At 71.1% G+C, this 12,388-nt stretch carries 10 protein-coding genes; 2 read left to right on the top strand and 8 right to left on the bottom strand.

All coding sequences use genetic code 11. The annotated features are described in order from the left end of the window. Positions 1-2: 2 nt before the first annotated feature. The 5 genes from mreC to folC form a co-directional block, all read right to left on the bottom strand. Positions 3-1,034 (bottom strand): rod shape-determining protein MreC, encoded by a 1,032-nt coding sequence (mreC, locus tag CXR04_RS25070; RefSeq protein ID WP_101424530.1) that lies wholly within the window; start codon positions 1,032-1,034, stop codon positions 3-5. A gap of 57 nt (positions 1,035-1,091) precedes the next feature. After that, positions 1,092-2,111, bottom strand: coding sequence for a rod shape-determining protein (locus tag CXR04_RS25065; RefSeq protein ID WP_047019910.1), 1,020 nt, complete (start codon positions 2,109-2,111; stop codon positions 1,092-1,094). A 250-nt stretch (positions 2,112-2,361) separates the two neighbouring features. Further along, positions 2,362-2,775 (bottom strand): nucleoside-diphosphate kinase, encoded by a 414-nt coding sequence (gene ndk, locus CXR04_RS25060; RefSeq protein WP_101424529.1) that lies wholly within the window; start codon positions 2,773-2,775, stop codon positions 2,362-2,364. 100 nt (positions 2,776-2,875) lie between these two features. After that, a complete protein-coding gene (locus CXR04_RS25055; RefSeq protein ID WP_101424528.1) occupies positions 2,876-3,259 on the bottom strand; it encodes a DUF4233 domain-containing protein in 384 nt (127 codons plus the stop codon). A 95-nt stretch (positions 3,260-3,354) separates the two neighbouring features. Beyond that, positions 3,355-4,938: a bifunctional tetrahydrofolate synthase/dihydrofolate synthase gene (folC, locus tag CXR04_RS25050; protein WP_101424527.1), complete on the bottom strand. Its 1,584-nt coding sequence runs from the start codon at positions 4,936-4,938 to the stop codon at positions 3,355-3,357. 151 nt (positions 4,939-5,089) lie between these two features. Between folC and CXR04_RS25045 the strand changes: the two genes are divergently transcribed. Then, positions 5,090-6,070, top strand: a complete 981-nt coding sequence (locus tag CXR04_RS25045) for a hydroxyacid dehydrogenase (RefSeq protein ID WP_101426587.1) — start codon at positions 5,090-5,092, stop codon at positions 6,068-6,070. A 46-nt stretch (positions 6,071-6,116) separates the two neighbouring features. On the opposite strand, the gene CXR04_RS25040 is transcribed toward CXR04_RS25045, so the two are convergent. Then, a complete protein-coding gene (locus tag CXR04_RS25040; protein WP_101424526.1) occupies positions 6,117-8,735 on the bottom strand; it encodes a valine--tRNA ligase in 2,619 nt (872 codons plus the stop codon). 163 nt (positions 8,736-8,898) lie between these two features. On the opposite strand from CXR04_RS25040, the gene CXR04_RS25035 reads away from it, so the two are divergent. Continuing rightward, complete coding sequence (locus CXR04_RS25035; protein WP_101424525.1) at positions 8,899-10,023, top strand: hypothetical protein; 1,125 nt, start codon at positions 8,899-8,901, stop codon at positions 10,021-10,023. Between the two features lie 122 nt (positions 10,024-10,145). On the opposite strand, the gene clpX is transcribed toward CXR04_RS25035, so the two are convergent. Continuing rightward, the gene (gene clpX / locus CXR04_RS25030; RefSeq protein ID WP_101424524.1) at positions 10,146-11,438 is read right to left on the bottom strand and encodes an ATP-dependent Clp protease ATP-binding subunit ClpX; all 1,293 of its coding nucleotides are present in this window, start codon (positions 11,436-11,438) and stop codon (positions 10,146-10,148) included. Positions 11,439-11,655: 217 nt separating this feature from the next. Beyond that, positions 11,656-12,357, bottom strand: a complete 702-nt coding sequence (locus CXR04_RS25025; protein ID WP_101424523.1) for an ATP-dependent Clp protease proteolytic subunit — start codon at positions 12,355-12,357, stop codon at positions 11,656-11,658. Between the last annotated feature and the right edge of the window lie 31 nt (positions 12,358-12,388).

The following is a 12,388-nucleotide window of genomic DNA, read 5'->3' as shown; positions in this document are numbered from 1 at the left end:
GGTCAGTTCACGTCCTCTCCGGCTGCGGGGGCCCCGGCGGCGGGATCTGCCGCCGGGTCCTCACCGGCTCCGGCGCCGGCCCCGGCGTCCGCCTCGCCCTCGGCCGCGCCGCCGTCCGCCTCGCCCTCCCCGCCCGGGGGGACGGTGACGGTGACGGTGGGCGTCGGGGTGGCCTTCGGTGCGGGCGGCAGGACCGCGTCGCGCGGGTCGTCGCGGGGCGGCTGGACGACGACGCCGACGATGTCGAGCCGGGTGAAGGAGGCGTACGGGTCGACGTAGACGGTGCGGGTGACGTCGCCGACCGGCTCGACCGACGAGACGACTCCTATCGGCACGCCCGGCACGAACGGCCGCGACTCGTTGGAGCCGAAGGTCACCAGCCGGTCGCCCTTCTCCACCTTCAGTTTGCCGTTGAGCAGTTCGACCTTCATGGGCCGGTCGCCCTGGCCGGTGGCGAAGCCCAGCTCGCTGGTCTTCTCCAGCCGGGTGCCGACGGTGAAGTCCGGGTCGTTGGCGAGCAGCACGGTGGCGGTGGACGGCCCGACGGTGGTGATACGGCCGACGAGGCCGTCGCCGTTGAGTACGGTCATGTCCCGCTCCAGACCGTCGCGGGAGCCGGCGTCGATGGTCACGGTCCAGGACAGGCCCTGGGCCGCTCCTATGGCGATGACCTGGGCGCCCTTGATGCCGTAGCGGCCGGCGCCCGCGGTGTTGAGGATCTTGTCCAGCTCGGCGGCGCGGGCACGGTTGCGGTCGTCGCTGCCCAGTTGCTGCTTCAGCGCGGCGTTCTGCCGCTGCAGCTCGGCGATCTTGTCGTGCCTGTCCCCCGACTCGCGGACCGCCTCGATCGCGTTGCCCACCGGGTCGACCACCGTGGCGACGCCGTTCTCGACGGGCCCCAACGCCGCCGCGGCCCCCCGCTTCGTGGCGTCCAGGGGAGAGTCGTCCCCGCCCCGGATGTCGACCGTGATCAGCGCGAACGAGATGGTGATGAGCAGCAGGAGCAGGACCCGGCTCTCTCGTGTGTCCCTCACGTGCTTCCGAAGCGCCTTCCTGGGTGTCCCGGCGGTGGGGTACGGACTTGGGTGGGGCTAGCGACGGGGCTGCGCGTCCAGCACCTGCTGCAGCGCCTCGAACTCCTCGACGCACTTGCCGGAGCCGAGCGCGACGGAGTCGAGCGGCTCCTCGGCGAGGTGGATCGGCATCCCCGTCTCGTGCCGCAGCCGCTCGTCGAGGCCGGCCAGCAGCGCGCCGCCCCCGGTGAGCACGATGCCGCGGTCCATGATGTCGCCGGACAGCTCCGGCGGGCACTTGTCGAGCGTCGTCTTGACCGCGTCGACAATCGCGTTGAGCGGCTCCTCCATGGCCTTGCGCACCTCCGCGGAGGAGATCACGACCGTCTTCGGCAGCCCGCTGACCAGGTCGCGGCCGCGGATCTCGGTGTGCTCGTCGCGGTCGGTGTCGTACGCGGAGCCGATGGTGATCTTGATGTTCTCGGCGGTGCGCTCGCCGAGCAGGAGGCTGTACTCCTTCTTGATGTGCTGGATGATCGCGTTGTCCAGCTCGTCTCCGGCGACCCGGATGGACTGCGCCGTGACGATGCCGCCGAGGGAGATCACCGCGACCTCGGTGGTGCCGCCGCCGATGTCCACGACCATGTTCCCCGTCGCTTCGTGCACCGGGAGGCCCGAGCCGATGGCCGCCGCCATGGGCTCCTCGATGATGTGCACCTGGCGCGCGCCCGCCTGGGTCGACGCCTCGATGACCGCGCGGCGCTCGACTCCCGTGATGCCGGAGGGGACGCAGACCACGACGCGCGGGCGGGCGAGGTAGCGGCGCTTGTGGATCTTCAGGATGAAGTAGCGCAGCATCCGCTCGGTGATCTCGAAGTCGGCGATGACGCCGTCCTTCAGCGGGCGCACCGCAACGATGTTGCCCGGGGTGCGGCCGATCATCTTCTTCGCCTCGGCGCCGACGGCGAGGATGCCGCCCGTGTTGGTGTTGATGGCCACGACCGACGGCTCGTTCAGGACGATGCCCCGGCCTCTGACGTACACCAACGTGTTGGCGGTCCCAAGGTCGACGGCCATGTCACGGCCGATGAAAGACATGTTGTTCGCCATGGGATACGTCTGGCCTTCCAGGGTGATGGCGGACGGGGGTCGGCAGCAGGGCGACGCGCGCTACGGCCCGTAGGGGCCATCGTAGTCTCGCGAGGTCGCGGAGGGAGCGAGGGTGTCGCAGTCAATACGGCACCGTGTCGGTTGCGCTTTCCCCCTTTTCGCTTGCACATGCCAAGAGGCGACCGAATGATCCGGTCGCCTCTCCGGGACGTGCGTCCGCTGCCGACCTGCGGGGACGTCAGGCGAGGTCCGGGAAGAACAGCTTCAGCTCGCGCGCGGCGGATTCCTCGGAGTCCGAGGCGTGCACGAGGTTCTCGCGGACGATGGTGCCGAAGTCGCCGCGGATGCTGCCGGGCGCGGCGGCGATCGGGTCGGTGGGCCCGGACAGGGTGCGGACTCCCTCGATGACCCGGTCGCCCTCGACCACGAGCGCGACGACGGGTCCGGAGGCCATGAACTCCACCAGGGGCTCGTAGAACGGGCGGCCCACGTGCTCGGCGTAGTGCTGCTCCAGGATCGAGCGGTCGAGGGTGCGCAGCTCAAGCGCGGCGATCGACCAGTCGGCCTTCCGCTCGATCCGGCCGATGATCTCGCCGACCAGCCCGCGGCGTACCGCGTCGGGCTTGAGGAGGACGAGCGTGCGCTGGCTCATGTACGGCTCCTGGCAGTGCGTTGCTGGATTCGGGGGAATCCGACCTTACCCGGCCCCCCGCGGGCGCCCGCACGCATCCCGGACTCCGGCGCTACGGCGGCTACGCCGGGGCGCCGCCGGTCTGCTCGGCCGGGGCACCGCCGGTCTGCTCCGCGGTGGCGCGGGCCCGCGCCGCCTTGGCCTCGTCGACGATCCGGCCGTAGTGCACCGACGCCCACCACAGCGCGGCGAAGACCGCGCCCAGGAAGAACATCGACGGCACCACGAAGCCGGAGGCGATCAGCGCGATCTGCAGCCCCCAGCCGACCTGCACGGCGCCGGGGCGCCCGAGCATGCCGCAGAGCAGCACGCACAGCACCATGGCGGCGCCGCTGACCCCCCAGATCGTGCCGTTCGACAGGTCGGACTGCCGCATCGCGACGAGACCCGTCAGGCCGACGACCAGGATCTCGCCGATCAGCGTGCTCGCACAGAGCGTGCGCATCGCTCGCCCCTCCACTTCGTTCCAGCGGTGGTGACCGAACCGTGGACCGGCCCGCCCGTACCGGCGCGCCCGTCCACCGCCAGGGTAGTGCCCCGCTACTTCGCGCCCAGCAGCAGCCGGGCCTCTCCGGCGGTGATGACGGAGCCGGTGACCAGCACGCCCGCGCCGGCGTACTCGTCCTCCTCCTCCGCCAGGGTGATGGCCGCCTCCAGGGCGTCGTCCAGGCGCGGCTCGACCTGGACCCGCTCGCTGCCGAAGACCTCGACGGCGATGGCCGCCAGCTCGTCCGGGTCCATGGCACGGGTGGTCGAGTTCCGGGTGACGACGACCTCGGAGAAGATCGGCTCGAACGCCTCCAGCACGCCGCGCACGTCCTTCTCCCTGCTGGTGCCGACGACGCCGACCAGCCGGCTGAAGCCGAACGCCTCCTGCACGCCCGCGGCGGTGGCCAGCGCGCCGGCTGGGTTGTGGGCGGCGTCGAGGATGACGGTGGGCGAGGTCCGTACGACCTCCAGGCGGCCCGGCGAGGTGACGGTGGCGAACGCGCGCCTGACGGTGTCGGCGTCGAGGCTGCGGGCGTGCTCGGAGCCGACGCCGAAGAACGCCTCGACGGCGGCGAGTGCGACCGCGGCGTTGTGCGCCATGTGCTCGCCGTGCAGCGGCAGGAAGACCTCCGGGTACTCGCCACCGAGGCCGCGCAGCGTCAGCAACTGCCCGCCGACCGCGACCTCCCGGCTCAGCACGCCGAACTCCATGCCCTCGCGGGCCACCGTCGCGTCCATCTCGACGGCCCGCTTGAGGATGACCTGCGCGGCGTCGACGGGCTGCTGGGCCATGATCACGACAGTGCCCGTGCTGCCGCCGGGGGACGTCGCGGTCTTCTTGACGATCCCCGCCTTGTCCGCCGCGATGGCGCCCGGGGTGTCCCCCAGCAGCCGGCTGTGGTCGACGGCGATGGGGGTGACGACGGCGACGGAGGCGTCGATGACGTTCGTGCTGTCCCAGGTGCCGCCGAGGCCGACCTCGACGACCGCCACGTCCACCGGGGCCTCGGCGAACGCGGCGAAGGCCATCGCGGTGAGCATCTCGAAGAACGACAGCGGGTGCTCCTGCCGGGCGTCGACCAGCTCCGCGTACGGCTTCAGCTCGCGGTACGTCTCCACGAACCGCTCCGCGTCGATCGGCACCCCGTTCAGGCCGATGCGCTCGGTGATCGACTGCAGGTGCGGGCTGGTGAAGCGGCCCGTCCGCAGCTCGCACGCCACCAGCAGGGCCTCGATCATGCGGGCCGTGGAGGACTTGCCGTTCGTGCCCGTCAGATGGATCGAGGGGTAGGCTCGCTGCGGCTCGCCGAGGATGTCGAGCAGCGCCCGGATGCGCTCCAGCGACGGGTCGATGCGCGTCTCCGGCCAGCGCGCCAGCAGCTCCGCCTCGGCCTCGCGCAGCGCGCGCGCCACCTCGGGGTCCGCGGGCTGTGCGGGCACGCCGTCACCGCCGGGCGGGCCGCCCTGCGCGCGCAGCGTACGGCTGCCGGCCTCGATGACGGCGAGGTCGGGATCACGGTCGGTCTCCGTGCCGACGATCTCCTCGAAGGCGTCGTCTTCCGGGGTGTCCGGGGTCTCGGGGCTGCGGGGGGTCTCGTCCGGGTCGGGACCAGCGGGTTCTTCGCGGGCGCTCACGGTGTAAGTCTAGGGTCCGGCTACGACAGTCCCCCGACCGGCGGGTGCACGAGAAGCAGCTTCGGATCGCACGTTCGACACAGGAGGCCACCGCGTGTCCCCCAACGACCCCCCGAACGGTGCGGGGCGCCGCCCGCGCGCCCTGTTCGCGATGAGCCCCGACGCCCTGCCGCGGCTCTTCGACACGGCGACGCGGGACCGGCTCGCCGGGCTCGCGGACCTCGAACCCGGCCTGGTCGCCGCGGACTTCGCCGAGCCGCGGGCGGCCGCGGCGCTGGCCGGCGCGGAGGTGCTGGTCACCTGCTGGGGCTGCCCGCCGCTGGACGAGGCGGCGCTCGCCGCCGCGCCGGAGCTGCGGGCCGTCGTGCACGCCGCGGGATCCGTCAAGCACCACGTCACCGAGGCGGTGTGGCGGCGCGGGATCGCGGTCTCCTCGGCGGCCTGGGCGAACGCGCTGCCGGTGGCGGAGTACACCGTCGCGGCGGTCATCTTCGCCAACAAGCGGGTGCTGGAGGTGCGGGAGGAGTACCGGCGGCGGCGCGGTCCGTACGACTGGTACGCGGACCATCCGGGCGCCGGCAACTACCGGCGCACCGTCGGCGTCGTCGGCGCCTCGATGATCGGGCGGCGGGTGCTGGAGCTGCTGCGCCCGTACGACCTGTCGGCGCTCGTGTACGACCCGTACGCGGACGACGGCGAGCTGCGCGCCCTCGGTGCCACCCCCACCGGGCTCGACGAGCTGTGCGCCACCGCCGACGTCGTCTCCGTGCACGCGCCGGAGCTGCCGGGCACCCGGCATCTGATCAGCCGGGCCCGGCTGGCGTCGATGCGGGACGGGGCGACGCTCGTCAACACCGCGCGCGGCTCGCTGGTGGACCAGGAGGCGCTGACGGAGGAGCTGGTCGCGGGGCGGCTGCACGCCGTCGTGGACGTGACCGAGCCGGAGTTCCTGCCGGCCGGCTCGCCGCTGTACGAGCTGCCGAACGTGCTGCTGACGCCGCATGTCGCGGGGTCGCTGGCGGGCGAGCTGCCGCGGCTGGGCCGGGCGGCGGCCGACGAACTGGCCCGCTACGCCGCGGGGTTGCCCTTCGCGCACCCGGTGCGGCCGGAGTCCCTGGGCCAGAGCGCGTAGCCGGACGGGCGAGGGGCCCGGGGCAGGCGCCCCGGGCCCGTACGCGCTATGCCTGCGGCAGACGCTCCAACTGGGCGCCGATCCGGACGATGTCCTCCTCGGCCTTCGCCAGCCTGGTGCGGATCTTGGCCACGACCGGCTCCGGCGCCTTGGCGAGGAAGCCCTCGTTCCCGAGCTTGGCCTCCGTCTGCGTCTTCTCCTTCTCGGCCACGGCCAGGTCCTTCGTCAGCCGCTTGCGCTCGGCCGCCACGTCGATCGTCCCGGACAGGTCCAGCGCGACCGTCGCCCCGGCGACCGGCAGCGACGCCGTGGCGGCGAAGGAGTCGCCCTCGGGCTGGAGGCGCAGCAGTTGCCGCATGGCGGCCTCGTGCGCGTCGAGCCCCGCCCCGGACAGCTCCACCCGGGCGGGCACCCGCTGGCCCGGCTGGAGGCCCTGGTCGGCGCGGAAGCGGCGGACCTCGGTGACGATCTCCTGGAGCTTCACGATCTCCGCCTCGGCCGCCGCGTCCCGGAAGCCGGAGTCCGCGGGCCAGTCGGCGATCACGAGGGACTCGCGGCCCGTCAGCGTCGTCCACAGCGTCTCGGTGACGAAGGGGATCACCGGGTGCAGCAGCCGCAGCGTGACGTCCAGGACCTCGCCGAGGACGCGGCGCGAGGCGTCGGCCGCGGGGCCGCCGGCCGCGAACGTGGTCTTGGACAGCTCCACGTACCAGTCGAAGACCTCGTCCCAGGCGAAGTGGAACAGCACGTCGGAGAGCTTCGCGAACTGGTAGTCGTCGTAGAGCGCGTCGACCTCGGCGACGACGGCGCCGAGCCGGGAGAGGATCCAGCGGTCCGTGGTGGACAGCTCCGCCTCTGCGGGCAGCGGGCCCTCGACCGTCGCGCCGTTCATCAGCGCGAAGCGCGTGGCGTTCCACACCTTGTTCGCGAAGTTGCGCGAGCCCTGCACCCAGTCCTCGCCGATCGGCACGTCGGTGCCGGGGTTGGCGCCGCGGGCGAGGGTGAACCGGACGGCGTCGGAGCCGTACTTGTCCATCCACTCCAGCGGGTCCACCGCGTTCCCGAAGGACTTCGACATCTTCTTGCCGAACTGGTCGCGCACCATGCCGTGCAGCGCGATCGTACGGAACGGGATCTCACCGTCCATCGCGTACAGCCCGAACATCATCATCCGGGCGACCCAGAAGAAGAGGATGTCGTAGCCCGTGACCATGACGGAGTTCGGATAGAACTTCGCCAGGCTCTCGGTCTCCTCCGGCCAGCCCAGCGTGGAGAAGGGCCACAGGCCGGACGAGAACCAGGTGTCCAGCACGTCGCTGTCCTGGGTCCAGCCCTCGCCGCTCGGCGGCTCCTCGTCCGGGCCGACGCACACCATCTCGCCGTCCGGGCCGTGCCAGACGGGGATGCGGTGGCCCCACCAGAGCTGCCGGGAGATGCACCAGTCGTTGAGGTGGTCGACCCAGCCGAAGTAGCGGGACTCCATCTCCTTGGGGTGGATCGCGACCCGGCCGTCGCGCACCGCGTCGCCCGCGGCCTTCGCCAGCGGGCCGACCTTGACCCACCACTGCATGGACAGCCGCGGCTCGATCGTGGTCTTGCAGCGCGAGCAGTGGCCCACCGAGTGCGTGTACGGCCGCTTCTCGGCCACGATCCGGCCGTCGGCGCGCAGCGCGGCGACGATCGCCGAGCGGGCCTCCAGCCGGTCCAGGCCCTGGAACGGGCCGTGGGCGGTGATGACCGCGTGCTCGTCCATGATCGTGAGCATCGGCAGGTCGTGCCGGCGGCCGATCTCGAAGTCGTTCGGGTCGTGCGCCGGGGTCACCTTCACCGCGCCGGTGCCGAACTCGGGGTCCACGTGCTCGTCGGCGAGGACGGGGATGCGGCGGCCGGTGAGCGGCAGCACGATCTCCGTGCCGACGAGATGCCGGTAGCGCTCGTCGTCCGGGTGGACGGCGACGGCGGTGTCGCCGAGCATCGTCTCGGCCCGGGTAGTGGCCACGACGATGGACTGCTCGCCCTCGCCGTAGCGGATGGAGACCAGCTCTCCGTCATCGTCCTGGTACTCCACCTCGATGTCGGAGATCGCGGTGAGGCAGCGCGGGCACCAGTTGATGATGCGCTCGGCGCGGTAGATCAACTCGTCGTCGAACAGCCGCTTGAAGATGGTCTGGACGGCGCGCGACAGGCCCTCGTCCATGGTGAAGCGGTCGCGGCTCCAGTCCACGCCGTCACCGAGGCGGCGCATCTGGCCGGCGATCTGCCCGCCGGACTCCGCCTTCCACTTCCACACCCGCTCGACGAACGCCTCGCGGCCCAGATCGTGCCGCGACAGGCCCTCCTTGGCCAGCTCGCGCTCCACCACGTTCTGCGTGGCGATGCCGGCGTGGTCCATGCCGGGCTGCCACAGCGTCTCGTACCCCTGCATCCGCTTGCGGCGGGTGAGCGCGTCGATCAGCGTGTGCTCGAAGGCGTGGCCGAGATGCAGGCTTCCCGTGACGTTCGGCGGGGGGATGACGACCGTGTACGCCGGCTTGTCGCTCTTGGCGTCCGCCGCGAAGTAACCGCGCTCTACCCAGCCCTCGTACAGCGAGGTCTCGACCTCGCCGGGGGTGTACTGCGTGGGGAGTTCTGCTGCGCTGCTCTGCGGGTTCTTTGCGTCGGTCACGACGGTCAGTGTAAAGCCGCGTCACGCCCCGCTGCGAACCACTTGTGGACGGGCTGCGTCCTTGTGGACAACCGCGCCTCCGCCGATCCAGACCCGAGGCAGCGCAAGACGGCGCGATCCGACAGTATGGGCGGAGCAGCATTAACTCACGGAGGGGACCGTAATGAGTCACAACCAGCCGCCGCCACCCGGACCGTACGGGGGTGGAGGGCAGCAGCCGGGCCCGTACGGGCAGCCCGGTCCCTACGGCCAGCCCTCGCAGCAACCGCAGCAGCCCGCGCAGTCGCCCTACGCCCAGCCGGCCCAGCCCGCCCAGGGCGGCCAGCCGGGCCAGCCCGGTTACGGCTACCCGCAGCAGGGCGGCGACCAGGGCTACGGGCAGCAGCAGCAACAGCCCGGCGGGTACGGGCAGCCCGGGGGTTACGGCCAGCAGCAGTACGGACAGCAGCAGCAGGCGGGCCCGTACGGGCAGCAGCAGCCCGGTTACGGCCAGGCCCCGCCGCCCCCGCCCCCCGCCGGCGGCAAGAACAAGACCCTCTTCGTCGTCGTCGGCGCCGTGGTCGCGGTCGCGCTGATAGCGGTGGCCGCGTTCTTCCTCATCGGTGGCGACGACGATGACGGCAAGAAGGACGAGTCGAAGAACTCGCAGACCGACGGGGACAAGAAGGACGACGGGGGCGACGGCGACAGCGGGGACGACCCGCCCGCCGACGACGGCAAGAAGTACAAGCTGACGACGCCCGAGACGGTCGCCTCCGAGTACCAGAAGGACGACTCCGCCCCCGGCGGCGGGCTCAACTCCAGCGACGTCGACCAGCTCGAGACCATGGGGATCTCCGACCCGAAGGACGTCGGCGCCGGCTACACCGCTGGGGACAGCGCCACGGCCAAGATCCTCCAGTTCCAGGGCGTCTACGGCGAGGTCTCGGACCCGGACATGGTCCTGGACGCGTTCTTCGCGTACATGGCCGAGGAGGCCGCCGCCGACCCGTCCGCGGGCGGGGGCGACACGGCCGAGCTGGTCGGCAGCCCGGAGGAGGTCCAGCCCGACGGGCTGGAGGAGGGCGCTTCGATGAAGTGCCAGTACGTGAAGTTCTCCAGCGACGACTCCGGCGCACCGGTCGACAGCTTCAACTTCCCGACCTGCGCCTGGGCCGACAGCAGCACCATCGGCTACATCGCCATGACCGACCCGACGCTGATCATCACCGGCGGCGAGACGAGCATCGACGAGGCCGCGACCACCACGGCGGAGGTCCGCAACGACGTTCGCGTGCCGCTCGGCTGAGCCGCGGGGCACACACGCGAAGGGGGCCGCCCGGTGGGCGGCCCCTTTTCGTATCGGGTGTTTTCGTCCCGGGTGCTGCGTCCGGCTCGTACGGGACGTACCGGCCGGAGACGGCGTGCGGCTCAGGCACTCTCCTGGTGGCGCTGCTCCGGCTCGGCGGTGCGGGAGCGGGGCACCAGCGTCGGGTTGACGTTGGAGTGGACCGCCTCCTCGGTGATGACCACGCGGGCGACGTCCTTGCGGGACGGCACCTCGTACATCACCGACTGCAGCACCTCCTCCATGATGGCGCGCAGCCCGCGGGCCCCGGTGCCGCGGAGGATCGCCTGGTCGGCGATGGCCTCCAGCGCCGGACGGTCGAAGTCCAGCTCGACGCCGTCGAGTTCGAAGAGGCGCTGGTACTGCTTCACGAGCGCGTTCCGCGGCTCGACGAGGATCTTCAGCAGGGCGGCCCGGTCCAGGTTGTGCACGCTGGTGATGACCGGCAGCCGCCCGATGAACTCGGGGATCATGCCGTACTTCACCAGGTCCTCGGGCATGACCTCCTGGAACGGGTCCTCGTCGGCCAGCTCGCGCTTGGAGCGGATGGTGGCGCCGAAGCCGATGCCCTTGGCGCCCGCCCGGGACTCGATGAGCTTCTCCAGACCGGCGAAGGCACCGCCGACGATGAACAGCACGTTCGTCGTGTCGATCTGGATGAACTCCTGGTGCGGGTGCTTCCTGCCGCCCTGCGGCGGCACGGAGGCCGTGGTGCCCTCCAGGATCTTCAGCAGCGCCTGCTGCACGCCTTCGCCGGAGACGTCACGGGTGATCGACGGGTTCTCACTCTTCCGTGCGACCTTGTCGATCTCGTCGATGTAGATGATGCCGGTCTCGGCCTTCTTGACGTCGTAGTCGGCGGCCTGGATCAGCTTCAGCAGGATGTTCTCGACGTCCTCGCCGACATACCCCGCCTCGGTGAGGGCGGTGGCGTCGGCGATGGCGAAGGGGACGTTGAGCATCCGGGCCAGGGTCTGCGCCAGCAGCGTCTTGCCGGAACCGGTGGGGCCGAGCAGCAGGATGTTGGACTTCGACAGCTCGATGCCGTCCTCGCGGTTCTGCGCCGCGGCGCCGTTCTCGCCTGCCTGGACCCGCTTGTAGTGGTTGTAGACCGCGACGGACAGCGCCTTCTTGGCGGCCTCCTGGCCTACGACGTAGCCCTCCAGGAACTCGTAGATCTCGCGGGGCTTGGGCAGTTCCTCCCAGCGCACCTCGGAGCTCTCCGCCAGTTCCTCTTCGATGATCTCGTTACAGAGGTCGATGCACTCGTCGCAGATGTAGACACCGGGTCCTGCGATGAGCTTCTTGACCTGCTTCTGGCTCTTTCCGCAGAACGAGCATTTGAGCAGATCGCCGCCGTCACCGATGCGTGCCACGAGGTGCTTCCCCTTCGCCTGGGATCCGCTCTTGGGGGGCGGAACCTGGTTGCGTATCGACGGTACCTTGCCCGGAGCCCCGAGCGGTCCCCTTGGGCCCAACTCACTGGTTCGCTTCCCAGGGGACCGCTCCACGGGCGGCCCTGTCCAGAGGACAAGGGCCCGGACGTCAGGTCCGGCGCCGCGGGATACGGAGCCGGGAGCCGGCCGCGAGCCGTCAGCCGCCGATGCCGGCGGACAGCTTGCGGGTGGAGACGATCTGGTCGATCAGCCCGTACTCAAGGGACTCCTCGGCGGTGAGGATCTTGTCCCGCTCGATGTCGTCACGGACCTTCTCGATCGGCGTCGTCGAGTGCTTGGCCAGCATCTCTTCGAGCTGGTTACGCATCCGGAAGATCTCCTTCGCGGCGATCTCCAGGTCGGAGACCTGGCCGCGGCCGGTCTCGGTGTACGGCTGGTGGATGAGGATGCGCGCGTTCGGCAGGGCCATGCGCTTGCCCTCGGTGCCGGCGGCCAGCAGCACGGCGGCGGCCGAGGCGGCCTGGCCCATGCAGACGGTCTGGATGTCCGGCTTGACGAACTGCATCGTGTCGTAAATGGCGGTGAGGGCCGTGAAGGAGCCGCCGGGGCTGTTGATGTAGACCGAGATGTCCCGGTCGGGGTCCATCGACTCCAGGCACAGGAGCTGGGCCATCACGTCGTTCGCCGAGGCGTCGTCGATCTGCACGCCGAGGAAGATGACGCGCTCTTCGAAGAGCTTCGCGTACGGGTCGTACTCGCGGATGCCCTGCGAGGTGCGCTCGACGAAGCGCGGGATGACGTAGCGGGACTCCGCGCCCAGCGAACGACGGGCGTCGGCGACGTCGGCGGCCTCGTCGGCCAGGCGGTCGTAGAGACCGCGTCCGGGGAAGTTCTGCATCGTGGTGTTCCGTCCTGGTGGCAGTGCGGCT

The organism is Streptomyces sp. CMB-StM0423, from assembly GCF_002847285.1.
Classification (GTDB): domain Bacteria; phylum Actinomycetota; class Actinomycetes; order Streptomycetales; family Streptomycetaceae; genus Streptomyces.
Note: the sequence above shows the minus strand (reverse complement) of the source record. Positions and strands in the feature narration are given on the sequence as shown.

Excerpts from the sequence above, each read along its gene's own strand:
- CXR04_RS25065 (WP_047019910.1), bottom strand. The coding sequence starts at position 2,111 with ATGTCTTTCATCGGCCGTGACATGGCCGTCGACCTTGGGACCGCCAAC.
- ndk (WP_101424529.1), bottom strand. The coding sequence starts at position 2,775 with ATGAGCCAGCGCACGCTCGTCCTCCTCAAGCCCGACGCGGTACGCCGC.
- CXR04_RS25055 (WP_101424528.1), bottom strand. The coding sequence starts at position 3,259 with ATGCGCACGCTCTGTGCGAGCACGCTGATCGGCGAGATCCTGGTCGTC.
- CXR04_RS25045 (WP_101426587.1), top strand. The coding sequence starts at position 5,090 with ATGAGCCCCGACGCCCTGCCGCGGCTCTTCGACACGGCGACGCGGGAC.
- CXR04_RS25035 (WP_101424525.1), top strand. The coding sequence starts at position 8,899 with ATGAGTCACAACCAGCCGCCGCCACCCGGACCGTACGGGGGTGGAGGG.
- CXR04_RS25025 (WP_101424523.1), bottom strand. The coding sequence starts at position 12,357 with ATGCAGAACTTCCCCGGACGCGGTCTCTACGACCGCCTGGCCGACGAG.